Consider the following 24851-nt stretch of genomic DNA (forward strand, 5'->3'; position numbering starts at 1 on the left):
CTTCATCACAAGAGGTCCCGGGTCAGGCCCGGGACGCGATGTCCCAGAAACCTACAGGTCACTCTCATGCCCAAAGTCCTCGTTTCCGACGAACTTTCCGAAACCGCCGTCCAGATCTTCCGCGACCGCGGGGTCGAGGTCGACTACCTGCCGAAGCTCGGCAAGGACAAGGAAAAGCTGGCCGAGATCATCGGCAATTACGACGGCCTCGCCATCCGTTCCGCCACCAAGGTCACCGAGAAGCTGCTGGCCAATGCCACAAGGCTGAAGGTGGTCGGCCGCGCCGGGATCGGGGTGGACAACGTGGACATCCCGGCGGCGTCCAAGAAGGGCGTCATCGTGATGAACACGCCCTTCGGCAACTCGATCACCACCGCCGAACACGCCATCGCGCTGATGTTCGCCCTGGCCCGGCAGATCCCCGAGGCCAATGCCTCCACCCATGCCGGCAAATGGGAGAAATCGCGCTTCATGGGGGTGGAGCTGTTCAACAAGACCCTCGGCGTGATCGGCGCCGGCAACATCGGCGGCATCGTCTGCGACCGCGCGGTGGGGCTGCACATGAAGGTGATCGCCTACGATCCCTTCCTGTCCGAGGACCGCGCCAAGGCCATGGGCGTGACCAAGGTGGACCTGGACGAGTTGCTGGCCCGGGCCGACTTCATCACCCTGCACGTGCCACTGACCGACAAGACCCGCAACATCCTGTCGCGCGAGAACCTGGCGAAGACGAAAAAGGGCGTCCGCATCATCAACTGCGCCCGCGGCGGTCTGGTGGACGAGGCGGCGCTGAAGGACGCGCTGGATGCGGGCCATGTCGCCGGTGCCGCGCTGGACGTGTTCGAGGTGGAGCCTGCCACCGAGAACCTGCTGTTCAACCACCCCAACGTGGTGGTGACCCCCCACCTCGGCGCCTCCACCACCGAGGCGCAGGAGAACGTGGCCCTGCAGGTGGCCGAGCAGATGTCGGACTACCTGCTGACCGGCGCGGTGCAGAACGCGCTGAATATGCCGAACGTCAGCGCCGAGGAAGCCGCCGTGATGGGACCATGGGTGAAACTCGCCTCCCACCTCGGCGCCTTCATCGGCCAGATGACCGACGAGCCGATCAAGGCCATCAACATCCTCTACGACGGCCGCGTGGCCGAGATGAACGTGGCGGCGCTGAACCAGTCGGTCATCGCCGGCGTGTTGAAGGCGCAGAACCCGGATGTGAACCTGGTCTCCGCGCCGGTGGTTGCCAAGGACAAGGGCATCCAGATCTCGACCACCCGCCAGGACAAGACCGGGGTCTTCGACGCCTATGTCAAGGTGACGATGGTGACCGACAAGCGCGAGCGGTCCATCGCCGGCACCTGCTTCTCGGACGGCAAGCCGCGGTTCATCCAGATCAAGGGGATCAACATCGACGCCGAGGTGGGCGAGCACATGCTCTACACCACCAACGAGGACGTGCCGGGCATCATCGGCCTTCTCGGCATGACCATGGGCAAGAACGGGGTGAACATCGCCAACTTCACTCTCGGCCGGTCGGGGGTGGGGCAGGACGCCATCGCGCTGCTGTATCTGGACCAGCAGATCGACCCGAAGGTGGTGCAGACGCTGGAATCCACCGGCCTGTTCCAGCAGGTGAAACCGCTGCACTTCGCGGGTGCGTAAGAGGTGGCCCTTGCCTCTTCCTCTCGACGGAAATACTCCACAGGGGGTCCGGGGGACGTGAAGTCCCCCGGCGCCTGCCACCCGCGAAAGGCATCCCATGCGCGCCTATGCCGTCGGCGACATCCACGGGCACCTCGGCCTGCTGCAGGGCGTCCACGACCTGATCGCGGCCGACATGGCGCGGAACGGCGCGGCGCCGGTGGTGCATGTGGGCGACCTGGTGGACCGCGGCGCCGACAGCCGGGGCGTGATCGACTGGCTGATGCGGGGCCTTGCCGAGGGGCGCGACTGGGTGGTGCTGAAGGGCAACCACGACCGCATGTTCTGGCGCTTCCTGCGCGACCCGGCCGAGGCCGAGCCCGGGCTGCGCCCCGACCTTTCCTGGCTGCATCCCCGCATCGGCGGGGTGGAGACCTTGCAATCCTACGGCATCCGCTCGGCCGGGGACCGGCCCATCGCCGCCGTCCATGCCGATGCCGCGGCGGCGGTGCCGCAGGCGCATCGGGAGTTTCTCGAAACCCTTCCCTCGTCGCACCGGATCGGCGAGGTGCTGTTCGCCCATGCCGGCATCCGCCCCGGCGTGGCGTTGCAGGACCAGACCGAGACCGACCTGATCTGGATCCGCGACCCGTTCCTGAAGTTCACCGGCAGCTTCGGCCCGCTGGTGATCCACGGCCATACCGCCATCGACGCCCCCACCCATTACGGCAACCGGGTGAACATCGACAGCTCCGCCGCCTATGGCGGCCCGGTCTCCGCCGTGGCGGTGGAGGGGCACGAGGTCTTCCTGCTGACGCCGCAGGGACGGGTGCCGCTTCAGCCGGCGGGCTGAACCGTCTGGGCCCCGTCGCGGGCCAGCGCCAGCGCCAGTTCCAGCACCTTGCGGTCGCCGATGTGGTTGGCCAGCACCAGCACCAGCCGGGCGTTCAGCGCATGGCTTTCCGCCTCGGTCAGGCCCCGGTGGGCGGCCAGCAGGCTGGCGTAGAAGGTATCGGCATCGGCAATGTTCGGCGTGGTGATCAGATGGCTCATGTCCGTCCCTCCCGGGCCGCGGCGAGGGCTTCGGCAACTTCCTCCGGCGTGGCGCCGGTCCAGCGCGCCGCCACCACCTGGTCAGGCCGGATCAGATACAACGCCTTCTCCGCCCCGCCGAGATAGCGCTTCCGCAGAGTCTCGGTCAGCGCCGGCGACAGGGCACGGGTGCCCGGCACTTCCGGCGCCTCCTGCCCGAGCGCCAGCACCGTGAAGCCCCCCGCCAGCGCCTCCAGCAGCCAACCGTCCTCGAGCGGCGCATCCGGCGCCACCGCCCCCGGCCTCGCCTTGTCCGGCAGGCCCGCCACATCCGGCGCGTGCAAAGGATAGATGCAGGGCACCGACAGCCGGCCCGAATTCACCATCGGCCGGGCGAAATCCGCCCGCCCCGCCAGATGCAGCACGGCATCGCGGAACAGCCGCTCCACCCCCTCCGCGGGCGACATGAATCGCGTCGAGCGCGAGGAGTTCAGAAGGTTCTCGTCGGCGCCGAAGCACCGCTCGCGGTCATAGGCCGCCAGCGCGGCGACCGGCGCCTCGCCGCGCACCACCGCCGCCAGCCGCCAGCCCAGCGCATCCACATCCTGCAGGCCGGAATTCCCGCCGCGCGCGCCGAAGGGCGAGACCAGATGCGCCGAGTCGCCGGCGAAGATCACCCGGTCATGCACGAAATGCCGCAGCCGCCGGCACTGGAAGGTGTAGATCGAGGTCCAGTCCAGCTTGAAATCGCGGTGCCCCACCACCCGCTCGATCCGCGGGATGATCCGCTCGGGCTGCTTCTCCACCTCCGGGTCGGTGGTCCAGCCGAGTTGAAGGTCGATGCGGTAGATGTTGTCGGGCTGCTTGTGCAGAAGCGCCGACTGGCCGTTGTGGAAGGCCGGCTCGAACCAGAACCGGCGTTCGGAGGGGAAATCCGCCTCCATCTCGATGTCGGCGATCAGGAAGCGTTCCTCGAACAGCTCGCCCTCGAAGTCCAGCCCCAGCATCCCCCGCACCGGACTGCGCGACCCGTCGCAGGCCACCACCCAGTCGGCCTCCAGCGCATAGGTCCCGTCCGGCGTCTCCACCGTCAGCACGGCATGGTCCGGGTGCTGCGCCAGCCCCACCACCCTGTTCTTCCAGCGCAGGTCGATGCCAAGCGCCTGCGCCCGTTCTACCAGATATTCCTCGACCCAATACTGCTGCAGGTTCACGAAGGCCGGCATCTTGTGGCCGTCCTCGGGCAGCAGGTCGAAGTTGAACACCTCCGCCTCGCGGTGGAAGGTGCGCCCGACCTTCCAGGTCACGCCCTTCTGCACGCAAGCCGCGCCGACCCCCAGCCGGTCGAGAATTTCCAGCGCCCGCTTCGACCAGCAGATCGCCCGGCTGCCGACCGAGACCACGTTGTTGTCGTCCAGCACCACCGCAGCGACGCCATGGTTGGCCAGTTCGATCGCCATGGCGAGGCCGATCGGCCCGGCGCCGACGATGGCAACCCGCTGCCGAGGCTCCGGCCCGCGCAGCCCCGGCGGGGGCACATAGTCGAAAGGCTTGTAGTCGTAAGGCATCTTCCCTCCCCGGATGCTGCCCTTCATCTTGGCGAAAATACTCCGGGGGGTGCGGGGGGCTGGCCCCCCGCTGCACCCGGGTTCAGCCCTGCAACTGCTCCCACATCTGCCGGTCCCGCTCGGCGGTCCAGATTCTCGGCGTGTCGATCCCCCGCGCCTCGTCCCAGGCGCGGGCGACGTTGAAGGGCAGGCAATGCTCGTAGATGGCGAAGTCCTTGAACTTCGGGTCGCAGGCGGCGCGGCAGGCGTCCCAGGCTTCCTTCAGAGACCCACCCCGGGCGGCCACCTTCGCCACCGGCCGATAGGTGCTGTCGACGAAATCCGCCGTCGCCTCGATGGCCTTCGCCACCATCTCGCGCCCGACCAGCGCATCCCCCCGACCGGGGGCGATGGCGGCGGGGTCGAAAGCGGCGATGGCTTCCAGCGTGCCGCCCCAATCGGCGAAATGACCGTCGCCGCAATAGCAGGCCGAGTGGTATTCCACGATGTCGCCGGTGAACATCACCTCGGCATCCGGCACCCAGACCACCGCATCCCCCGCGGTATGGGCGCGGCCGAGGTGCATGATGTCCACCCGCCGCTTGCCCAGGTAGACGGTCATGCTGTCGGAAAAGGTCGTGGTCGGCCAGGTCAGGCCCGGGATCTCCTCGTGGCCCTGGAACAGCCGCGGGAAGCGGCCGAACTCGCTGTCCCAGTCCTCCTGCCCGCGCTCCACCACCATCGCGCGGGCGGCGTCGGACATGATGATCTCGCGCGCGCCATAGGCGCTGGCCCCCAGCACCCGCACCGCGTGGTAATGCGTCAGCACCAGATGGGTGATCGGCTTGTCGGTCACGCCGCGGATATGCTCGATCACCTTGCGCGCCAGCCGCGGCGTCGCCTGCGCCTCGACCACCATCACCGCATCGTCGCCGACGATCACCCCGGTGTTCGGATCGCCCTCGGCCGTGAAGGCATAGAGACCCGGCCCCACTTCGGTGAAGCTGGTCTTCTTCTCGGCCATGTCGCCTGCGGATGCGAATTGCTTTGCCATCTCATTCCCCTTGTCAGCCCCATCCGGCCGTGATTCCCTGCGCGCCATGTCGAAGCGCATCCCTTACCTCGCCACCGCCCTGATCGTCGCCCTCGCAGCCGCATATCTCTTGTGGATCGGGCGGGAGCCGATCTGCAAATGCGGCTTCGTCAAGCTGTGGCACGGCGTGGTCGTCTCTTCCGAGAACAGCCAGCACATCAGCGACTGGTATACCCCCAGCCACATCATCCATGGCTTCCTGTTCTTCGGCATCCTCTGGCTGGTCGCCCGCCGCCTGTCCTTCGGCTGGCGCCTCGCCATCGCCACGGCGGTGGAGGCGCTGTGGGAGATCGTCGAGAACTCCGACGCGGTGATCGAGCGCTACCGCAGCGTGACGATCAGCCTGGACTACTACGGCGATTCCGTCCTGAACGTGGTGGCCGACATCGCGGCGATGATCATCGGCTTCTTCCTGGCGGCGCGGCTGCCGGTCTGGGCCACGGTGACGCTGGCCGTCGCCTTCGAGGCGACCACGATCTGGCTGATCCGCGACGGGCTGGCGCTGAACATATTGATGCTGCTCTGGCCGCTGGACAGCGTGGCGGCGTGGCAGGCCGGCCGCTAGGATCATCGTCCCGCCCCTAATGGGTTCTCATGCGCCGGGATCACCCGGCCCGAACAGTTGCCGAAGCCGATCCGGTAGCCCTCGCCCTGCGCATGGCCGCGCAGGGTCAGCGTATCGCCGTCCTCCAGGAAGCTGCGGGTTCCGCCTTCGATGGCGATCGGCTCCTTGCCGCCCCATGACAGCTCCAGGAGGCTGCCGCGGCTCTCTTTCGTCGGGCCGGAGATGGTGCCGGAGCCCAAGAGGTCGCCCACGTTCATCGGGCAGCCGCTGGTGGTATGATGCGCCAGCTGCTGCGCGGCGGAATAATACATCTCGCGGTAGTTCGTCCGGGCGATGACCGTCTCCGCGCCGCCCTCCGGCGTCAGCCCGACCTCCAGCGCGATGTCGTAGAGCATCGGCCCCGGCTCCTGCAGATGCGGCAAGAGCGGCACCTCGCGCGGCGGGGTGGACACCCGGAACGGCTCCAAGGCCGCCCGCATCACGATCCACGGGGAAATCGTGGTCGCCGTGGCCTTGGCCTGGAACGGGCCGAGCGGCTGGTATTCCCAGGCCTGGATGTCGCGCGCCGACCAGTCGTTCAGCAGGACGTAGCCGAAGATCATCTCGTCGGCCTCGGCGACCGAGACCATCCCCTCCGACGCCCGCCCGACCACGGCGCCCATCTCCAGCTCCAGGTCGAAACGGCGCGAGGGCTGGAAGGCCGGCATCGGCTGGTCCGGCCCCTTGACCTGCCCCCAGGGCCGGCGCACCGGCGTGCCGGAGACCACCACCGAGGACGCCCGGCCGTTGTAGCCGATGGGGATATGCAGCCAGTTCGGCGGCAAGGCGTTCTCCGGCCCGCGGAACATGGAGCCGACGTTGAAGGCATGGTTCCTGCCGGCATAGAAATCGGTGTATTCGGCCACCAGGAAGGGCATGTGCAACGTCGCCGCGGCCCGCGGCACCAGGAAGGGCTCCACCGCCTCCCGCTCCGCCGCGCCTTCGGCCAGCAGGTCCTGCAACCGCGCCCGCAAGGCGGCCCAGACCGCAGGCCCGGCTTCCATCGCCTCGTTCCAGAACGGCACGTCCAGAAGCGGCCCGCCGTCCAGAGCCAGCAGCCCGGCCTCTTCCAGCCCCGCCACGTCCAGCACGAAATCGCCGATGGCGATACCGCAGCGCGGCTCCTCGCCCTCGACCGAGAACACCCCGCAGGGCAGGTTGTTCAGGGGAAAATCGCAATCGGCACGATTGGCACTGTCGACCCAAGAGCGGAGAAGCGGCATCTACCCTGCTTTCATCTGTCCATAAATATCCCGGGGGTGCGGGGGCTGGCCCCCGCTTTTCTGACAGTCACTTCACCCCCGGCGTCCCGTCGAACTTCTTCTCCAGCGACCCCCAGCAGTCGATGTAATCCTCCTGCAGGTGCCCGGCCTGGGCCGCGAAGGGGGTCAGGTGCTGCGGGAAGCGGGTCTCGAACATGAAGGACATGGTGTTGTCCAGCTTCTCCGGCCCCAGCTCGGCGTTCGACGCCCCCTCGAAGGCGTTCTTGTCCGGCCCGTGCGGCAACATGCAGTTGTGCAGCGACATGCCGCCGGGGACGAAGCCCTTGGGCTTGGCGTCGTAGACGCCGTAGATGTTGCCCATCAGCTCGGACATGACGTTCTTGTGATACCACGGCGGGCGGAAGGTGTTCTCGGCGACCATCCAGCGTTCGCGGAACAACACGAAGTCGATGTTGGCGGTGCCCTCGATCCCCGAAGGGGCGGTCAGCACTGTGAAGATCGACGGATCCGGGTGGTCGAACAGGATGGCGCCGACCGGGCAATAGGTCTTCAGGTCGTATTTGCAGGGTGCGTAGTTGCCGTGCCAGGCCACCACGTCCAGCGGCGAATGGCCGATCTTGGTCTCGTGGAACTGGCCGCACCATTTCACCGTGACGGTGGAAGGCATCTCGCGGTCCTCGAAGGCCGCGACCGGGGTCTTGAAATCGCGGCGGTTCGCCATGCAGTTGGCACCGATGGGACCGCGGCCGGGCAGCTGGAACTTCTGACCGTAATTCTCGCAGACGAAGCCGCGGCAGGGGCCGTCCAGCACCTCGACCCGGTAGACCAGCCCGCGCGGGATCAGCGCGATCTCCTGCGGCTCCAGGTCGATGATGCCAAGCTCGGTGCAGAAGCGGAGCCGGCCCTCCTGCGGCACCACCAGCAGCTCGCCGTCGGCCGAGAAGAAATATTCGTCCTTCATCGACTCGGTGACGAGATAGATGTGCGAGGCCATGCCGGTCTGGGTGTTCACGTCCCCCGCCGTCACCATGGTCCGCATTCCGGTCAGCCAGGTCAGCCGCTCACCGCTGTGCGGCACCGGGTCCCAGCGGTATTGGCCCAGAGAGATGATGTCCGGGTCGATGCAGGGCGCCGATTTCCACAGCGGCAGGTCGATCTTGCGGAAGCGGTGGGTGTGCTTGACCGAGGGGCGGATGCGATAGCACCAGGTCCGTTCGTTCTGATGCGAAGGCGCGGTGAAGGCGGTGCCGGACAGCTGCTCGCCGTAAAGCCCGTAGTTGCATTTCTGGGGCGAGTTCATCCCCTGCGGCAAGGCCCCCGGCAGCGCCTCGGTCTCGAAGTCGTTGCCGAAGCCGGGCATGTAGCCCTCGACCGTGCCCTTGGTATCGACGGCCCGGATCAGGCCGCTGTGACGTGCCTGGGTGTTCATCGGCGCCTCCCGCATCCATGTGAAAAGATGAGTCTCCCTTGCCCGAATTATCGTTGCACTTGCAACGAAGTCAAGGCGAAAGGCCGGATGCTATCCCAGGATGTCCAGTTCCTCGTTGATCTCGTCGATCAGGCTGGCCCGTTGCAGCGCCGTCTCGCCGACCAGCCCGACATGGGCGATGGCCAAGAGCCGCAGCGTGCTGACCAGCGTGGTATAGCTGGGGATCAGCCCGTAGCTGGAGATGTGGCAGCGCAGCGCCAGGTCCGAGAACCGCTTGGCCTGCGCCAGGTTGCCCTGGTCGGTCAGCGAGATGATGCTGGCCCGGGTCGTGCGGGCATAGGACAGGATCGCCTTCATCTCGCGCGGCTGCGGGCCTTGCGCCAGCACGATCATCACGTCGCGCGGCCCCATCAGCGCCAGGTCCTCGGCCACCGCGCCGCCGGTGATCCCGACCGCATGGACGTTGGGCCGCAGCCGCGAGAACAGCGCCAGCCCGTAGCGCGCCAGCCAGGCATCCGTCCCGAGGCCCAGGAACCACAGCCGCGGCGCATCCGCGATCAGCCGCGCCGCCTGCCGCAGGGCATCGGGACTCATCTCCTCGAAGGTGCGGGTGATGTTGGCCAGTTCCAGGTCCAGATGCTCGCCGATGGTGCGGCCCAGCACGGTCGTCCCGTGGCTGGCCACCGAATAGCTGTAGGGCTGGGTGCGGTTGCGCTCCTCCCGCGCCTGCAGCTTGACCTCCTCGAAGTCGGTATAGCCGAGCGCACGGAAGAACCGGGCGGCGGTGGCCTTGGAGACATCGGCGATCCCCGCCAGTTCCGTTGCAGTATGCGTTTCAATCAGCCCGGGCCGGTCCAGAATCACTCCGGCCAGTTTCTGCTCGCTCCGGGTCAGGCGGTCGAAGCGTTCCTGGATGCGCAGGGCCAGCCGTGTGGACATTTCCCTTCCTTTCCAGTCGGTTATTTTTTCTTTTGACAGGCTGAAACTGTGGTTTCATCATTTTGGAACACGGGAACACTTCTCCGAAATCCTGAAACAGCATTCTGAAACAGTAGGGGCGCGGCGTGTCGAAATCAAACATCATCCGGCAGCAGATTTGGGGCAAGCTGAGGAACGTCGCCAAGCCCGACACCCGTTTCGACAAGAACTTCGCCGAGGTGATCCCCGACTTCGAGGGATCGGAAATCGCCAACCGGCGGGTGCTGGACATGGAGGCCTGCAGGAACGCCGAATTCCTGTTCATCACCCCCGACAACTGCCTGGTGGAAATCCGCCGCGCGCTGATCGAGATGGGCAAGCCCTTCTTCATGTCGACCTACGGCATCTACCGCGGCTTCCTCTACATCGAGCCGGGCTCGGTCCCGAAGGGGCACGAGCTTTACGCCGCCTGGCTGGACGGGATGGAGCATTTCGGCCGGCCGATCACGCTGGAAGAGGTGGCGAGGAAGGGCCGGATCGACTTCCTCGTCACCGGCGCCTCCGCCGTCTCGGTGGATGGCGTGCGCTTCGGCAAGGGGCACGGGTTCTTCGACCTGGAATGGGGCATGTTCACCGACCTCGGCCTCGTGGGCGAACAGACGCCGGTCGTGGCTGTGGTCCACGACTGCCAGGTGGTGCACGAGAAGCTGCACCCCAGCCCGACCGACATCCTGGTGGACTGGATCGCCACCCCCGGCGGATTGCACCGGGTGGACCGACGGGCGAAGCGGCCGCATGGGGTGATCTGGGACCTCTTGGAGCCGAAGCAGATCGAACAGACGCCGCCCTTGCAGGAACTGCGGGCTATACAGGGGCTTGCGCCCCGGGCCTGACGGAAAACAAGAAACAAGACAACAGGAGGATGGAATGACACTGACGATTTCCCGTCGCGGCTTTCTCCACACCGCCGCCGCCGCAGGCGCCACCCTTGCCCTGCCGGGACGCGCGCGGGCGGCCACCCCCTTCACCATGCAGGCGGCCTGGATCAACGATGCCGAGTTCTCGGGCTATTTCCTGGCCATCGACAAGGGCTATTACGCCGAGGAGGGGCTGGATCTGACCTACCTCCCCGGCGGCCCCGACGTGATCCCGGAAAGCGCGATCATCGCCGGGCGGGCCGACCTGACGCTGACCACGCCCGACACCACGATCCGGGCGATCTCGGAGCAGGGCGCGAAGTTCAAGATCATCGGCGCGCAGTATCAGAAGAACCCCATCGGCGTCGTCTCGCTGAAGAAGAACCCGATCAACGCGCCCGCCGATCTGGTCGGCAAGACCATCGCCGTGCCGCCGGTCAACATCGTCACGGTCGAGGCGCTTCTGGCGCTGAACGGCATCGACAAGACGCAGGTCAACATCGTGCCCTATGCCTATGACCCGACGCCGCTGGTCAAGGGCGAGATCGACGCCTCACTCGACTTCACCACCAACGTGCCCTTCACCATCGGCCAGCTGGGCGAGGAGGCGCAGTCCTTCCTGCTCTACGACCACGGCGTCACGCTTTACAACGACACCGTGGTGGTGACGGAGGAGACGCTGGCCGCGAAGCGCAAGGAACTGGTCGCCTGGCTGCGCGCCAGCCGCAAGGGCTGGGTCGAGAACCTGGCCGATCCCGCGCTCTACCCGCCGCAATGGGCGGAGACCTGGTTCGCCGGGACGGGGCGCAGCATCGAGAACGAGGTCTTCTTCAACACCGCGCAGAAGCCGCTGATCGACACGCCGAACGGCATCTTCGCGATGACGGAAGAAGACATCGAGAAGAACATCCAGGCGCTGGCGGCGGTGGGCATCACCGGCAGCCGCGACATGTTCGACACCACGCTGCTTGCCGAGATCTGATGTCGGCCGCCCCGGGCATCCTGTTGCGCGACATCTGCAAGACCTACCGCAGCCGGGGGTCCGAGGTGGTGGCGCTGAAAGACATGAACCTGGTCTGCCCGCCGGGGTCGTTCACCGCGCTGATCGGCCCCTCGGGCTGCGGCAAGTCCACGGCGATGCGGATCGCCCTTGGGCTGGAGGACCACGACAGCGGCGAGGTGCGGATCGCGGGGCAGGCCCCCGCGACCGCTACCGCCAGCGGCATCACCGGCGTTGCCTTCCAGGACGCGGCGTTGCTGCCCTGGCGCACCGTGGCCCGCAACATCGCCTTGCCGCTGGAGGTGCTGGGGCGCGACCCCGGCCGCTATGCCCACGAGATCGCCAAGCTGATCGAACTGGTGGGGCTGAAAGGCTACGAGCAATCGCTGCCCGGCCAGCTTTCGGGCGGGATGCGACAGCGGGTCTCCATCGCGCGGTCGCTGATCACCTCGCCCGAGGTGCTGTTCATGGACGAACCCTTCGGCGCGCTGGACCAGATCCGGCGGCGGCAGATGAACGTCGAATTGCAACGGATCTGGCAGGAGACCGGATCGACCGCGCTGCTGGTCACCCATGGCATCGACGAGGCGGTGTTCCTGGCCGATTACGTGGTGGTGATGCACGCCAACCCCGGCCGGGTGGTCGAGGTGATCGAGGTCCCTTTCCCCCGCCCCCGCAGCGACGACCTTTATTCCGCGCCGGAGTTCCATGCGCTGACCGACCGGATCGCAAAGGTGCTGCATGGCCATTGAGCGCGCCTGGTGGCGCAGCGGCTCCTTGCGCAACCTGTTGATCCTGCTGATCCTGTGGGAGGTGGTGGGCCACCTGAAGCTGGTCGCCGGCGGGGCGCTGCCGCCGCTCTCCGCCATCCTGATCCGGTTCTGGATCGACCGCGCCGACTACCCGGGCCATGTCGCGGCCACGGTCTGGGCCTCGGTCCTCGGCTTCGTGATCGGCAATGTCGCCGCCATCGGCGCCGGGGTGCTGTTCGTCCTGTTCCCGCGGCTGCAACGACTGGCCCGCGGCGTGAACATCGCCGTCTTCGCCCTGCCGCCCATCGCCATCGCGCCGATCCTGGTGCTGACCCTGCAGGGCATGGCGCCCCGCGTGGTGCTGGCCGCGCTCGGCGTCTATTTCGTCACCATGACCGCCACCGTGGTCGGCCTGTCGCAATACGACACCCGCTCGGCCGATGTGGTGCGGGCCTATGGCGGCGGCAACTGGCGGGTGATGAAGCTGGTGCGCCTGCGCGGCGCCATCCCCGACATCCTCGGCGGGTTGCGCATCGCTGCCCCCAACGCCGTGCTCGGCGCCATCCTGGCCGAGTTCGGCGGCGGCGGTCGCTGGGGACTCGGCACCTATCTCCTCGGCTCTCTCGGACGGGGCGAGCCGGCGCGGCTCTGGGGCATCGGCCTCGTCGCCACGCTGATCGCCGGGGCCAGCTACGCCGTCTTCGCGCTGGTTTCGGCCCGGATCCTCGGCTCCACCCGCTCGGTGACGCTGAACACCGCCCTGCCGCCCTCGGACGCCGATGCCGATGCCCCGCTGGCCCTGCGCATCGCGCTGATGGCCGGGGCGGCGGCCTTGCCCTTCGTCCTCTGGTGGGCCTTCATCCGGCTGACCGGCGTGCCCGAGATGATCGCCAAGACCCCATGGGGCGTGGTGGACTACCTGTTCCTCGCCGATGCCTCGGCCACCGCACGCGCCAAGCTGCTGGCCGCGCTGGCGCAGACCCTGCCGATCACCGCGCTCGGCATGGTGGCGGGCCTCGGCTTCGCCTTCCTGCTGGCGATCTCGTCCCGGATGATCCCCGGCTTCATCCGCGCCTTCATGCCGGTGGCCTTGGTGACGCAGACCATGCCGCTGGTCGCCCTGACGCCGCTCCTGGTGCTGATGCTGGGCCGCGGCCTGTCGGTGACCTTGTGGATCACCATCTCCGTCACCTTCTTCCCGGCCTTCGTGCTGCTGGTGCAGGGCCTGCAACGGGTGCCGCAATCGGTGCTGGACCTGCCCCGCGCCTATGGCGCCCCGGCCTGGAAAGAGTTGCGGATGGTGTCGATCCCCGCAGCACTACCCTACCTCTTCGCCGCCACAAGGCTGACCGTGCCCCGAGCGCTCCTGGGGGTGATGATCGCCGAATGGCTGGCCACCGGCACCGGGCTCGGCAACCTGCTGAACCAGTCGCGCGGCTATCTGGACTACGGCATGATCTGGACCGTCGCCGCGGTCTCGGTCTGCCTGTCGGTCGCCTTCTACTACGCCGTGCTGGCGGTGGAGCGGCGGGTGCTGACCCGTCTCGGAATGCAGGTGGTGGAGTAGCTACCGCGCCATGCCGCGCAGCGACGCCAGCGCGGCCAGCGCGGTCGGCACCGTGATCGCCAGCAGCAGCCAGAAGAACCCCAGCGGCCCCATTCCTGCCGTCAGCGCCGACAGCAGCACCGGCATCCCGATGCCGCCGACCAGTCCCGCGCCCAGGATCACCGGCGTCACCCGCGGGTCGTCGCCCATCTTCCGCGTGGCGGTGACGAAGATGCCGGGGAAGAACATCCCCGCCGAGACGCCCATCGCCACGAAGCCCGGCCCCGGCGCGCCGGCCACCGAGACCAGCGCGGCGGCGGCGGCCAGCACGATGGCCGCGGCATAGATGGTGAAGGAACTGAAGCGATGCGCCACCATCCCCAGCCCGATCCGCGACAGTAGGAAGGCCAGGAAGAAGGCCGACAGCAGCCGCGCCGCCGCCTCCTCGCCATGCCCGGCCCGCACCAGCGCGGTGGGGCCGAGACCGGCCAGCGAGGCCTCGATCCCGATGCCGATGGCGGCGAAGATCAGGATCGGCCAGTGCGGCCGGAACCCGGTCTGCACCGGGCGCGGCGCGTCCGCGGCCTTCTCCCGCTCGGCCGAGAGCAGCCAGATCGCCAGATAGGCCACCACCGCGAAGCCGAAGGCCAGCCGCGAGGAATTGTCCAGCGCCACGAAGGCCAGCGGCGAGACGATGGCCCCCGCCGCATAGGCCGCGTTGAGAAGGCTCAGCATCGACGCCCCGCGCGCGCCGAAGGCCCGCAGCACCCGCGGGTTGAAGACCGCGGTCGCCATGCCGTAGCCGGTGCCGAAGACCACCGCCGAGACCAGCACCGCTCCCCAGGCCGGCTGCACCGCCAGCCCCGCACCGCCGAGCGCCAGCATCGCCAGCGCCAGCCGCGGCGAGACATGGCGCGACCAGCCATACATCACCGCGACGCCGACCGCGCTGCCCACCCATTGCGCCGAGACCAGCATCCCCGCCGCCCCGGGCTGGAGGTCGAACAACCGCGTCATCTCGGGCAGCGCCGGGCCGATCAGCGCCTGGCCGAATCCCATCAGGACGAAGGTCGCCAACCCCGTCAGCAAGAGCCCTGCCCCGGGCCCGATTCGGTTGCGCACTCCGCCTACTCCTGTCGCCGCCGCGCTTCCTCATCTGCCGGTGCGGGACTGTCAACGCTTGCAGCAGGGCCGGGATTCCGGCAGCAATGGGAAAGCCGCAGGGGTCGAGATTTCATGCACAGGTTCCAGCTTTCCGCCTTCCTGCCCTACCAGCTTGCCGTGGCGGCGGGCCGGGTGTCGAAGGCCTTCTCCGAACGCTACCGGGCCGAGTTCGGGCTTTCGATCCCGGAATGGCGGGTGCTGGCGCATCTGGCCGGCGGCGATGCGGTCTCGGTGCGCGAGATTCACGCGCGGGTGGACATGGACAAGTCCAAGGTCAGCCGGGCGGCGGCGCGGCTGGAACAGGCCGGGCTGATCGAGAAACGCGGCCATGCCGGCGACCGGCGTCTGCTGGACATGCGGCTGACGGCAAAGGGGCAGGAGCTGATGGCGCGGATCGTCCCCATCGCCGACGCCTATCAGGAAGAACTGCTGGCCAGGCTGGGCGCGGAGGCCGAGCCCTTCCGCGCCGCCCTGCTGCGCATCCTGGAGGAGAAATGACCACGCTTTACGACTACTGGCGGTCCTCCGCCTCCTACCGGGTGCGGATCGCGCTGAACCTGCTGGGGCTGTCCTATACCGCGGTGCCGGTGAACCTGGTCGAAGGGGCGCAGAGAGCGCCGGAGAACCTGGCGCGCAACCCGCAGGGGCTGGTGCCGACGCTGGAGATCGACGGGCTGACCCTGACGCAGTCGCTGGCAATCATCGAATACCTGAACGACAGCCATGGCGGGCTGCTGCCTGCCGATGCCACGGGCCGGGCGCGGGTGCGGGCGCTGTCCTACGCCGTGGCGATGGAGATCGCGCCGATCTGCAACCTCTCGGTCCGCACCCATGTCGCGGCATTGACCGGCGGGGCCTTCACCGCCGACGACTGGCAGCGGCATTACATCTCCGCCGGGCTGGCGGCGGTGGAGCGGATGCTGGACGCGCCGCAGACCGGCGCCTTCTGCCATGGCGACAAGGTGACCATGGCCGACATCTGCCTGATGCCGCAGATCTACAACGCCGAACGGGTGGGGCTGGACGTGGCGTCATGGCCGACAATCGCGCGCATCAGGGCTAGGCTGGAGACCATCCCCGCCGTGCAGGCGGCCCATCCCGACAAGGTGAAGCCATGACCGACGTGTTCATCCTCTCCGCCGCCCGCACCGCCATCGGCACCTTCGGCGGCAGCCTCTCCGGCCTGCCGCCGGTGGACATCGCCACCCATGCGGCGAAGGCGGCCATAGAGCGGGCCGGGATCGGGGCCGAACAGGTGGGCACCGTGGTCTTCGGCCATGTCATCAACACCGAGCCGCGCGACATGTATCTGTCCCGCGTCGCCGCCGTGCAGGCCGGCGTGCCGGAGACGGTTCCGGCGATGAACGTCAACCGGCTCTGCGGGTCGGGGGCGCAGGCCATCGTCTCGGCGGCGCAAGCGCTGATGCTGGGCGATGCCGAAGTGGCGCTCGCGGGCGGAGCAGAATGCATGAGTCGCTCGCCCTATTCGCTGCCCGCCGCCCGCTGGGGGCAGAAGATGGGCGACACCAAGGCCGTCGACATGATGACCGGCGCGCTGACCTGCCCCTTCGGCACCGGGCATATGGGGATCACGGCCGAGAACGTGGCGGCGCAGGACGGGATTTCCCGGGAGGATCAGGACGCCTTCGCGCTGGAATCGCAGGCGCGGGCGGCACGGGCGATTGCCGAGGGGCGGTTCGCGGCCGAGATCGCGCCGGTGGAGATTGTCGGGCGCAAGGGCTCGGTGCATTTCGCGGTGGACGAACATCCGAAGGCCACCACGGCCGAGGCGCTGGCCGGGTTGCGGCCAGCGTTCCAGAAGGACGGCACGGTGACGGCGGGCAATGCCTCGGGCCTGAACGACGGTGCGGCGGCGCTGGTTCTGGCGACGGGGGCGGCGGCCAAGGGGCTGGCACCGCGGGCGCGGATCATGGGCTGGGCGGTGGCGGGGGTAGAGCCGAAGGTGATGGGCCTCGGCCCCATTCCGGCGGTGCAGGCGCTGTGCGCGAAGCTCGGCGTCAGCGCGCAGAGCTTCGATGTGGTGGAATCGAACGAGGCTTTCGCGGCGCAGGCCATCGCGGTCAGCCGCGCCTTGGACCTGGACCCGGTGAAGGTGAACCCCAACGGCGGGGCCATCGCGCTCGGCCATCCGGTGGGGGCCACTGGCGCGATCATCACCGTGAAGGCGCTGCACGAGATGGAGCGGACGGGCGGCAGGACCGCGCTGATCACCATGTGCATCGGCGGCGGCCAGGGCATCGCGCTGGCCATCGAACGGGTCTGACCCCGGTTCGTCGAGCACTCCGTGCACTCCTCACCAACCGCAGCGAGGAGTGCACGGAGTGCTCGACGAGCGGTCTACCAGACCCGCACCCGCGCCCGGGCCGACCGTCCCGTGGCGTCGATCACCGAGACGGTAACAAAACCCGATCCCGGCAGCTCCAGCAGGCTTTCGCGGTCGCGGGTGGCGACCATCAGAGGCTGGCCGTCCACCATCCAGGTGAAGGGCGCCACCCCGCCGCGCACGCGGACCATCAGGCCGGCGGGCAAAAGTTCCACCTCCGCCCCGTCCGGCGGGAAGGCCACCGCGGGGGCATCCGCATCCGCCTCGAAGGCGGCGGTGCGGGACCGGAAGCGTTGCAGCGGCTGCGGCAGCTGCGCGTTCGACACCAGCAGCGTGGCGGCGGGCGCCGGGGGCTGCGGGTCCAGCTTCGGCTTCAGCCGGTTGAAGGCCTTGAACAGCACCGGCGCGGCGGTATCCGCCCCGAAAGCCCCCGGCACCGGCGTGCCGTCGGCGCGGCCCATCCAGACCCCGATCACATGCCGGCCGTCGAAGCCGATGGCCCAGGCATCGCGGTGGCCGTAGGAGGTGCCGGTCTTGTAGGCCAGCCGGTTCTGCGGCGCGCCGGGGGGCGGCGCGAGGCCGGCCAGGATGTCGCCCACCTGCCAGGCCGCGACGGCGCTGACCAGACGCTGCCCCTCGGCCCGGTCGCCCTCCGTCCGCCAGGTCAGCGGCAGGGCGACGCCTCCCCGCGCCAGCGCGGCGTAAAGCTGCACCATGTCCTGCAGGGTGACGCCGACACCGCCCAGGGACACCGCCAGCCCGGGCTGGCCGCCGGGCAGCTGATACTTCATCCCGGCCTTGCCCATCGCGGACAGCAGCCGCGCCGGACCCATCGCCTCGGTCAGCATCACTACCGGGATGTTCAGCGACATCTGCAAGGCCTCGCGCACCCGGACCGTGCCGTGGAACAGCTTGTCGAAGTTCTGCGGCGCATAGGTGCCGAAGACGGTGGGACGGTCGTCGATCATCGTCTCGGGATGGGCCAGCCCCTGGTCGAAGGCCAGGGCATAGACCAGCGGCTTCAGGGTCGATCCCGGGCTGCGCAGGGCATGGGTCATGTCGACATAGCCCTGCCGCCGGTCTTCGGTGAACTCCGCCGAGCCGACGGAGGCGAGGATCTCGCCCGAGGCATGGTCCGCCACCACGATGGCGACCTGCAACCGCTCGCCCTTGCCCTGCACCGCCTCGCGCGCCAGCGCCTCCAGCTGCTTCTGCAAGGTCAGGTCCAGGGTCAGGTGATGCTCCTGCGCCATCGGGTCCTCGGCGCGGGCGCGGTCGGCCAGATGCGGGGCCAGCGCCGGGAAGGGCTTGCGCAGGCCGGGAACCTTTTCGCTGTAGGCGGCCGTCGCCTCCTCCCCTTCGATCAGCGCGAAGGTGACGGCGCGGTCCAGCACCCGGTTCCGGGCCGCCTCGGCCCGGTCGGCGGCGCGGTCGGGACGGCGGGTCTCGGGGCTTTGCGGGATGGCGACCAGCAGCGCCGCCTCGGCCGGGGTCAGCCGGGCGGGCTCCTTGCCGAAGTATGAGATGGACGCCGCCCGCACCCCCTCCAGGTTGCCGCCGAAGGGCGCGAGGTGCAGATAGAGCGACAGGATCTCGTCCTTCGACAGCCGCCGCTCCAGCGCCAGCGCCACCCGCATCTGCCGCAGCTTGCCGCCGACCTCGCCGGTGGTGCCCTCTTCCAGCAGCCGCGCCACCTGCATGGTCAGCGTCGACCCCCCCGAGACGATGCGGCCGTTGGTCGCCGCCTGCCAGCCCGCCCGCACCAGCCCGCGCCAGTCCACCCCGGGGTGGTCGCGGAAGCGGCGGTCCTCGTAAGTCAGCAGCATGTCGATGTAGCGCGGGTCCACCTCGTCCAGCCCCACCGCCAGCCGCCAGCGGCCATCGGCCACCGTATAGGCGCGCAGCAGGTGGCCGCCTCGGTCCAGCACCTCGACGCTGGTCTGCACGGCGAGGGGCGGCAGGACGGTGGCGTCGATCCACCCGTCCAGCCGGTCGCGCCCCAGGGCGGCGAGCCAGAGGCCCGCCGCCGCCGCGATGAACCAGCGCGCCCGCATCGCTACTTCGCGGCGATTGTCACCGATCCCGCATCGGAGCGGGCGCGGTAGTCGGGGCGATACATGTCCTCGACCGAGGCCGCCGGGTGGTGGAACGTGCCGGGGCTGACGGCGCGGACCACATAGGCCAGCCGGAAGCTGTTGCGCGACGACCAGTCCACCGCGGTGATGAAGCGGTCCTGCCGGAACTCGCTATGGGTCACGTCGGTCAGCGCATCCAGCCAGTCGAGGTTCGCCACCGAGCCCGCGCTCATCAGGTTCGGGTTGTCGATCTCGAAGCCCGCCGGCAGCGGGTCGGCCACGATCAGCCGGCCGTCCGAATAGTCGAAGGGCGCGACCTCGATCACCGCCACCAGCCGGTCGCCGACCTTCAGCCCGTCCAGCGAGGCGGGGTCTCCGGTCAGCGTGTAGTAGCTGCGGCTGATGGCATAGCCGCTGCCGCCCGCCGGCTCCGGCTCCGCCGGGACACCGTAGGTCGAGATGGTGATGGTGGTGTCCTGGCCTTCGTTGGTCACCGTCACCGGCGGCTGGCCGTCGGTCAGCACCTTGACCAGCGGGCCGTCCACCGCCGCGCCGTCGATCTTGACGCCCGAGGTATCGGGCCGGTCGATCAGCGCGTTCGCCGCCAGCAGCGCCCAGGTCGCCTCCTGCGTCGACAGGTTGGTGCCGGCCCGCGCGATGCGGTCGGTCAGCGCCTCGCGGTCCACCACGGTGGACCCGGCCTCCACCGCCAGCGTCAGCAGCGCCGCCGCGTCGCGGTAGTTGGTGCCGTAGTCCACCCGCCAGACCTGCCGTTCCTCGGCCGCCAGCGCCTCCATCATCCGCACGCCCGCCTTGCGGAACATCGCGTCGGCCCGCGGCTGGTCGCCGTAGGAGGCCAGCGCCGCCCCCAACTGCGCCTGCGCCAGCGCGGTGGCGAAGTCGTCGCCCTTCACGTCGGCATAGTAGCGCAGGTCGCCGATCGCCGCCGCGCCCTCGCGCGCCAGCACCATCAGCGCATAGGCCAGCGCGGTGCCGCCGCCGTTGGTCTCGGCGTTGAAGTCGGGGGCATAGTTCACCTGGTTGCGCAGGTTGGTCAGCGCGTTCTTCAACGCCAGGTCCGGCACCGCATAGCCCTGCGCCTTGGCGCGGGACAGGAAGTCGGTGACATAGGCGTCCAGCCACATGTCGCCCGACCCCGCGCTCCACAGCCCGAAGCCACCCTCGGCGCCCTGGTTCGACAGGATCTCCACCACCGCCTCGTCGATGCGCTTCTGGATGTTCTCGGCCCCTTTCAGGTCCATCACCCGGGCGACCTCGTCGAAATACAGCAGCGGCAGCGCGCGGCTGGTCATCTGCTCGGTGCAGCCGTAGGGATAGCGGTCCAGCGCCGCCAGCAGGCCCGGCGCGTTCAGCCGCGCCAAGGGGCCGACCGCCATCACCGACTTGCCGGAGCCGGGCACCATGTCGGCGAAGACCGCCTGGTCGAAGGTGAAGCTCTGGCCGTTCTTCAACTCCAGCCGGCTGATCTTGACGATCTCCGGGTCGTTCACCTGCACCGGAATGGTCAGGGTCTTCTTCAGCACCTTGCCGTCCGGCGTGGTCAGGTTCACGTCGATGCTATGGATGCCCACGGCCGAGGCCGTCACCGGCACCTCGAACACCGCCTTTCCCTGCTCGGTCAGGTCGAAGCCCGAGGGCACCTCGCCCAGCGTCACGCCGTTCGCCGCCACGTCCAGCCCCATCCGGCCCGAAGGCCCGGTGGCATGGACGATCTCCAACAAGAGCCGGCTCTCGTCGCCCGGCGACAGGAAGCGCGGCAGGCTGGCGGTCACCACCACCGGGTCGCGCACCAGCACGTCCTTGTCGGCCTGGCCGACGCCATGCTTCGACCAGGCCACCGCCATCACCTTCACCGTGCCGTTAAAGGACGGCAGGTCGAAAGAGGTGCGGGCGTAGCCATCGGCGCCCACTTCGACCGGGCCGGAGAAATAGGCCACCAGTTCCTCGGTCGGCGGGGGCGATTGCAGCCGGGCCTGCGCGCCGGCATCGCCGCCGGAGCGGACCTCGCCGGTCGCCCCGTTCAGCCCGTCGATCAGCCTTCCGTAGACATCGCGGATGCCGACGCCCAGCTTGCGCTGGCCGAAGTAATGGCCCTTCGGATCGGGCGGGGTGAAGCCGGTCAGGTTCAGGATGCCCACGTCCACCGCGGCGATGGTGACATAGGCCTTCTCGCCCGCCGCCATTCCTTCGACCTTGACCGCCACGTCCAGCGGCCCGCGCGGCGCGGCTTCCCCGGCCATCTCCACCGTGGCCTTCAACGCCCGGGCGCCGGGGTCCACCGCGGCGTAGCTGAGGCCGAGCGCCCGCGCCGGGTTGCGGCCGGAGGCCACGTCCATCGGCCGCAGGGCCGAGACGGTGACGTAGACGCCGGCGCCCCAGTCCTCGGTCACCGGCAGCGGGATCAGGTTCTCGCCCTCCTTCACCTCGACCGCCTGCATCGAGACGAGGCGGTTCGACAGCACCGTCACCAGCGCCGTGCCCGCCGCCCGCGGCACCACCCGCAGCGTGGCGGTGTCGCCCGGCGCATAGGCCGGCTTGTCCAGCGACAGTTCCAGCGTGTCGGGGGTGTTGGCGGCGTCGGCCGGCGCATACCAGCCGGCCCAGAACGAGGTGGAGGTCTCGGCCAGTTGGCCGTCGGTCCGCTCCACCACCAGTTCGTAGTTGCCCCAGTCCACCGGACCGGAGATTTCCACCGGGCCCTCGCCCAGCGTGGCATCGCCCTCGGCGGCAAGGGTGCGGTAGGTCACCGCCTCCCAGCTCCAGTTGCCGTAGCTCTGATACCATTGGTAGTCGGTCTGCACGCGGTTCAGCTTCCAGTGCACCTGCATCGCGGCGGGCTTCAGGTCCGTTCCCACGCCCACCAGCTGGAACCGCGCCTGCGAGCCTTCGGCGACCACGCCGTCGAACAGCGGCTTGACGCCGATCATCGCGGCGGCGGGTTCCACCGGCGCGGTGATCCGGCGCTCCACCGGACGGCCCGAGCCTTCGGCGACGCGCACGGCGACCAGCGCCTCCAGCGGGCGGCCCGGGTCGTCGATCGACGGCAGGGCGATCTCGGCATGGCCCTTGCCCTGCTCATCGGTCTGGCCGGCCATCAGCGGCTCCATCAGCGCGCCGAAATGCTGGTCGTGGCGGCCGAAGACGAAGCCGGGATAGTCCTTCAGCCCGGATGCCGCGCGCAGCAGCGTCTCGCCCTCGATGGCCAGCCCGGCGCCCGGGGCGCCGAACAGGTAGCGCGCGTCGATCTCCAGCGCAGCGACGGGGCCGTTCAGGGTCAGCGGCGTGTCGTCGCGGGTCAGGGTGAAGTCGATCCGCTCGGGCAGGAAATCCTCCACAAGGAAGGTGGTGCTGGCCAGCGGCGGCGCCTCCAGATCGGCCAGAACCTGCAGCGTCCAGACCCCGCGCGGGGCGGAGCCGGCCACCGGCAGCTCGAACACATGGCCGCCGGCGCCCTTGTCCTCGACCAGCTGGCGGGAATATTCCACGCCGTCCGGGCGGGTCAGGATCGCGGTCAGCGGCAGGCCGTCCACCGCATCTGCCACCGCATCGCGGGCCAGCGCGGTGGCATAGACCGTCTCGCCGGCGCGATAGGCGCCGCGGTCGGTGGTCAGGAACACGTCCACCGGCGGCGCGGGCTCGCGCCCCTCTACCCCGCGGTCGGACAGGTCGAATTCGGGATCGGTCAGCGACAGGAAGCCGATATCGGCCGCGCCGTCCTTCACCACCACCATCGCCGGGGCAGAGCCGCCGGTGCCGCGCACCAGCCCGGCGTCGAAGCGGGCGTAGCCCTGTTCGTCGGTGGTGGCGGTGCCGAGCACGGTGTTGGCGCGGTTCAGCAGTTCCACCGTCACCCCCGGCCTGGCCGCCGCGGTGCCCAGGCTGCGGACGAAGACATGCAGCCCGTCCACCCCGCTCATCGAGGTGATGCCGAGGTCGGAGACCACGAACCACTGCCAGCCGGGGGGAATGTTGTAGGGGTCCACCCCCGGCACCGCGGCCTTCAGCGCGTAGATGCCGGCGGGGCGGTCCTTCAGCGCCTCGGCCAGCGGCAGGCGGGTGGTCACGTCTTTGTTCACCTCCTGCGCCACGGTGGCGGTGCCGGACCAGATTTCCTCGCCCACCTCTTCGGTGAAGTAGGATTCGCTGTATTCCTGCATCGGCCAGCCGAAATAGCTGTTCTGGATCGCCCGCAGCAGGTTGCGGTCGGTGACCTGGAACAGGGTGAGGTCCAGCTTCTCGGTGTTCACGGTCTGCACCGGCAGCGCCGCCTCGGCGGTCTTCGGCAGGACATAGCCGCGGCCGGGGAAGCTGACGCCGGGGTTGCGGTCGCGGACATAAAGCGTCAGGTCGATGTCCTTGGCCAGTTCCTGCCCGTCCTTCGACGGCAGCCCCTCGCGGAAGGTCACCGTATAGCGGCCGCCGTGTTCGACCCCGACCACGCAGAGCTGGCGGTAACCGTCGCTTTCCACGGTCAGGCCGGGCGAGGGCATCTTGACGAAATCGGCGTAGTCCACGCCCGAGGGCACCAGATCCTCGGAGAAGCTGGCGCAGATGCGCGGGCGGGCCAGGTCGGCCTGCACGTTGTTGTCGGTGATGCGGAAGCCGTATTTGCCGATGGCGTCGTCCAGCGCCGCCGCGGTGTCGTCGCGGTTCTGCAGCGATTGCGCCAGCCGCAGCGCCTTCACCGTGTCGCTGCCGCGGCCCATGCGTTCCAGGCTCTGGCCCATCGTCACCAGGATGCTGTGGCGCTGCGCCGCCGATCCGGCGCGGAGATAGGCGTTGACCGCGGCCAGATAGGCCCGGTTCTCATACCAGGACTGGTCGTTGCTGCTGCTCTGCGCCGCCATCTGCGCCCGCCGGGCATATTCCGCCCAGAGATCGGCGCTGTCTTCCAGGTTCAGCGCCGCGCCGGTGAAGGCGGTGGCCATCACCCAGTTGCCCGAAGCCTCGTTCTCGGCGGCCGAGCGCAGGTGTTCCTCGGCGCTCCAGGGGCCGGTGGTGTGGGTGCGGCCCAGGCTGGCGGCCATGTCGTAAGCGCCGGAGATTTCCCAGTCCGGCACGAAGGTCAGTTCGCCCCGCCGTTCGGGGGCGGCGGCGATCAGCCCGGCGTCGCCGGCGACGATCCAGGCCGATTGCGCGCCGGCGAAAGAGGCCGCCTCGCCCGGGTCCGCCTTCAGGAAGCAGCTGCCGTTGCGGCTGTTGAAGGTATAGGCCTCGCAGCGGCTGTTGGTGATGCAGGCGCGCTCGCAGGCGTCCTGGGTGGTGTCGAAGATCGACGAGATGTCGCCGCCGGGCAAATCGGTGTCGGCCGAGACCACGGCCCGCCGCTCGGGGATCAGGTCCTGCGCATGAATCGCACCGGGAAACGCCAGGAAAAGCGCCGCAACCGCGGCCTTTGCAAAGCTGCGCATGAAAAATCCTCCTGTCACATGACACGGACTCTGGCACGGCCCCCGGCTTGCGGCAAGCGTCGCACGACCCGTTTCCGTTAAGTCTTGGTTCACTTTGCTGCGCGAAGGTAGTGCCGAAAACCGGATGTGGCGGGTTG

At 68.9% G+C, this 24851-nt stretch carries 19 protein-coding genes; 10 read left to right on the forward strand and 9 right to left on the reverse strand.

Annotated features, from left to right (window positions below; translation table 11 throughout):
* The first annotated feature begins 66 nt into the window (after positions 1 to 66).
* Positions 67 to 1659, forward strand: coding sequence for a phosphoglycerate dehydrogenase (serA, locus tag G5B31_RS01680; protein ID WP_165013153.1), 1593 nt, complete (start codon positions 67 to 69; stop codon positions 1657 to 1659).
* A 97-nt stretch (positions 1660 to 1756) separates the two neighbouring features.
* Positions 1757 to 2491, forward strand: a complete 735-nt coding sequence (locus tag G5B31_RS01685; protein WP_165013155.1) for a metallophosphoesterase — start codon at positions 1757 to 1759, stop codon at positions 2489 to 2491.
* Here G5B31_RS01685 and G5B31_RS01690 read toward each other — a convergent pair.
* The 3 genes from G5B31_RS01690 to G5B31_RS01700 form a co-directional block, all read right to left on the reverse strand.
* On the reverse strand, positions 2476 to 2691 hold the full coding sequence (locus tag G5B31_RS01690; protein ID WP_165013157.1) for a DUF2783 domain-containing protein: 216 nt from the start codon (positions 2689 to 2691) through the stop codon (positions 2476 to 2478). The two genes, G5B31_RS01685 and G5B31_RS01690, sit on opposite strands and share 16 nt — an antisense overlap.
* Complete coding sequence (locus tag G5B31_RS01695) at positions 2688 to 4238, reverse strand: FAD-dependent oxidoreductase (RefSeq protein ID WP_165013159.1); 1551 nt, start codon at positions 4236 to 4238, stop codon at positions 2688 to 2690. The genes G5B31_RS01690 and G5B31_RS01695 overlap by 4 nt, the downstream gene beginning before the upstream one ends.
* 82 nt (positions 4239 to 4320) lie before the next feature.
* A complete protein-coding gene (locus G5B31_RS01700; RefSeq protein ID WP_165013161.1) occupies positions 4321 to 5271 on the reverse strand; it encodes an MBL fold metallo-hydrolase in 951 nt (316 codons plus the stop codon).
* Positions 5272 to 5317: 46 nt separating this feature from the next.
* Between G5B31_RS01700 and G5B31_RS01705 the strand changes: the two genes are divergently transcribed.
* The gene (locus tag G5B31_RS01705) at positions 5318 to 5875 is read left to right on the forward strand and encodes a DUF2585 domain-containing protein (protein WP_165013163.1); all 558 of its coding nucleotides are present in this window, start codon (positions 5318 to 5320) and stop codon (positions 5873 to 5875) included.
* A gap of 2 nt (positions 5876 to 5877) precedes the next feature.
* Here the strand turns inward: G5B31_RS01705 and fahA are convergent, their stop codons facing one another.
* The 3 genes from fahA to G5B31_RS01720 all read right to left on the reverse strand — a co-directional run bounded on the left by fahA (position 5878) and on the right by G5B31_RS01720 (position 9505).
* Positions 5878 to 7137, reverse strand: a complete 1260-nt coding sequence (fahA, locus tag G5B31_RS01710; protein WP_165013165.1) for a fumarylacetoacetase — start codon at positions 7135 to 7137, stop codon at positions 5878 to 5880.
* 67 nt (positions 7138 to 7204) lie between these two features.
* A complete protein-coding gene (gene hmgA, locus G5B31_RS01715; RefSeq protein ID WP_165013167.1) occupies positions 7205 to 8566 on the reverse strand; it encodes a homogentisate 1,2-dioxygenase in 1362 nt (453 codons plus the stop codon).
* Between the two features lie 90 nt (positions 8567 to 8656).
* On the reverse strand, positions 8657 to 9505 hold the full coding sequence (locus tag G5B31_RS01720) for a MurR/RpiR family transcriptional regulator (protein WP_165013169.1): 849 nt from the start codon (positions 9503 to 9505) through the stop codon (positions 8657 to 8659).
* A 125-nt stretch (positions 9506 to 9630) separates the two neighbouring features.
* On the opposite strand from G5B31_RS01720, the gene G5B31_RS01725 reads away from it, so the two are divergent.
* Genes G5B31_RS01725 through G5B31_RS01740 form a run of 4 tightly spaced genes read left to right on the forward strand, consistent with a single transcriptional unit; the run spans position 9631 to position 13720 of the window.
* Positions 9631 to 10377 (forward strand): 5-formyltetrahydrofolate cyclo-ligase, encoded by a 747-nt coding sequence (locus G5B31_RS01725; protein WP_165013171.1) that lies wholly within the window; start codon positions 9631 to 9633, stop codon positions 10375 to 10377.
* A 34-nt stretch (positions 10378 to 10411) separates the two neighbouring features.
* Positions 10412 to 11383: an ABC transporter substrate-binding protein gene (locus tag G5B31_RS01730; protein ID WP_165013173.1), complete on the forward strand. Its 972-nt coding sequence runs from the start codon at positions 10412 to 10414 to the stop codon at positions 11381 to 11383.
* Positions 11383 to 12153 (forward strand): ABC transporter ATP-binding protein, encoded by a 771-nt coding sequence (locus tag G5B31_RS01735; protein ID WP_165013175.1) that lies wholly within the window; start codon positions 11383 to 11385, stop codon positions 12151 to 12153. The genes G5B31_RS01730 and G5B31_RS01735 overlap by 1 nt, the downstream gene beginning before the upstream one ends.
* On the forward strand, positions 12143 to 13720 hold the full coding sequence (locus tag G5B31_RS01740; RefSeq protein ID WP_165013177.1) for an ABC transporter permease: 1578 nt from the start codon (positions 12143 to 12145) through the stop codon (positions 13718 to 13720). The genes G5B31_RS01735 and G5B31_RS01740 overlap by 11 nt, the downstream gene beginning before the upstream one ends.
* Here the strand turns inward: G5B31_RS01740 and G5B31_RS01745 are convergent, their stop codons facing one another.
* Entirely contained in the window at positions 13721 to 14821 is a 1101-nt protein-coding gene (locus G5B31_RS01745; RefSeq protein ID WP_165013179.1) for an MFS transporter, read from the reverse strand.
* A 114-nt stretch (positions 14822 to 14935) separates the two neighbouring features.
* On the opposite strand from G5B31_RS01745, the gene G5B31_RS01750 reads away from it, so the two are divergent.
* From G5B31_RS01750 to bktB, 3 genes are read left to right on the forward strand one after another with little or no spacing between them, the layout of a single operon-like run.
* Positions 14936 to 15361, forward strand: a complete 426-nt coding sequence (locus tag G5B31_RS01750; protein WP_165013181.1) for a MarR family winged helix-turn-helix transcriptional regulator — start codon at positions 14936 to 14938, stop codon at positions 15359 to 15361.
* Positions 15358 to 15981, forward strand: coding sequence for a maleylacetoacetate isomerase (maiA, locus tag G5B31_RS01755; protein WP_165013183.1), 624 nt, complete (start codon positions 15358 to 15360; stop codon positions 15979 to 15981). The genes G5B31_RS01750 and maiA overlap by 4 nt, the downstream gene beginning before the upstream one ends.
* Entirely contained in the window at positions 15978 to 17147 is a 1170-nt protein-coding gene (bktB, locus tag G5B31_RS01760; protein WP_165013185.1) for a beta-ketothiolase BktB, read from the forward strand. Before maiA ends, bktB begins: the two co-directional genes overlap by 4 nt.
* A 74-nt stretch (positions 17148 to 17221) precedes the next feature.
* Here bktB and pbpC read toward each other — a convergent pair whose 3' ends face one another.
* Together pbpC and G5B31_RS01770 are read right to left on the reverse strand one after the other, a co-directional pair.
* A complete protein-coding gene (pbpC, locus tag G5B31_RS01765) occupies positions 17222 to 19261 on the reverse strand; it encodes a penicillin-binding protein 1C (protein WP_165013187.1) in 2040 nt (679 codons plus the stop codon).
* Between the two features lie 2 nt (positions 19262 to 19263).
* The gene (locus tag G5B31_RS01770; RefSeq protein WP_165013189.1) at positions 19264 to 24714 is read right to left on the reverse strand and encodes an alpha-2-macroglobulin family protein; all 5451 of its coding nucleotides are present in this window, start codon (positions 24712 to 24714) and stop codon (positions 19264 to 19266) included.
* Positions 24715 to 24851 lie beyond the last annotated feature (137 nt).

The organism is Rhodobacter sp. SGA-6-6 (assembly GCF_011043545.1).
GTDB lineage: Bacteria > Pseudomonadota > Alphaproteobacteria > Rhodobacterales > Rhodobacteraceae > Pseudogemmobacter.

Excerpts from the sequence above, each read along its gene's own strand:
- G5B31_RS01690 (WP_165013157.1), bottom strand. The coding sequence starts at position 2,691 with ATGAGCCATCTGATCACCACGCCGAACATTGCCGATGCCGATACCTTC.
- G5B31_RS01750 (WP_165013181.1), top strand. The coding sequence starts at position 14,936 with ATGCACAGGTTCCAGCTTTCCGCCTTCCTGCCCTACCAGCTTGCCGTG.
- bktB (WP_165013185.1), top strand. The coding sequence starts at position 15,978 with ATGACCGACGTGTTCATCCTCTCCGCCGCCCGCACCGCCATCGGCACC.
- serA (WP_165013153.1), top strand. The coding sequence starts at position 67 with ATGCCCAAAGTCCTCGTTTCCGACGAACTTTCCGAAACCGCCGTCCAG.
- G5B31_RS01695 (WP_165013159.1), bottom strand. The coding sequence starts at position 4,238 with ATGCCTTACGACTACAAGCCTTTCGACTATGTGCCCCCGCCGGGGCTG.
- G5B31_RS01730 (WP_165013173.1), top strand. The coding sequence starts at position 10,412 with ATGACACTGACGATTTCCCGTCGCGGCTTTCTCCACACCGCCGCCGCC.
- G5B31_RS01740 (WP_165013177.1), top strand. The coding sequence starts at position 12,143 with ATGGCCATTGAGCGCGCCTGGTGGCGCAGCGGCTCCTTGCGCAACCTG.
- hmgA (WP_165013167.1), bottom strand. The coding sequence starts at position 8,566 with ATGAACACCCAGGCACGTCACAGCGGCCTGATCCGGGCCGTCGATACC.
- maiA (WP_165013183.1), top strand. The coding sequence starts at position 15,358 with ATGACCACGCTTTACGACTACTGGCGGTCCTCCGCCTCCTACCGGGTG.
- G5B31_RS01720 (WP_165013169.1), bottom strand. The coding sequence starts at position 9,505 with ATGTCCACACGGCTGGCCCTGCGCATCCAGGAACGCTTCGACCGCCTG.
- G5B31_RS01705 (WP_165013163.1), top strand. The coding sequence starts at position 5,318 with ATGTCGAAGCGCATCCCTTACCTCGCCACCGCCCTGATCGTCGCCCTC.
- pbpC (WP_165013187.1), bottom strand. The coding sequence starts at position 19,261 with ATGCGGGCGCGCTGGTTCATCGCGGCGGCGGCGGGCCTCTGGCTCGCC.
- G5B31_RS01770 (WP_165013189.1), bottom strand. The coding sequence starts at position 24,714 with ATGCGCAGCTTTGCAAAGGCCGCGGTTGCGGCGCTTTTCCTGGCGTTT.
- G5B31_RS01685 (WP_165013155.1), top strand. The coding sequence starts at position 1,757 with ATGCGCGCCTATGCCGTCGGCGACATCCACGGGCACCTCGGCCTGCTG.
- fahA (WP_165013165.1), bottom strand. The coding sequence starts at position 7,137 with ATGCCGCTTCTCCGCTCTTGGGTCGACAGTGCCAATCGTGCCGATTGC.
- G5B31_RS01735 (WP_165013175.1), top strand. The coding sequence starts at position 11,383 with ATGTCGGCCGCCCCGGGCATCCTGTTGCGCGACATCTGCAAGACCTAC.
- G5B31_RS01700 (WP_165013161.1), bottom strand. The coding sequence starts at position 5,271 with ATGGCAAAGCAATTCGCATCCGCAGGCGACATGGCCGAGAAGAAGACC.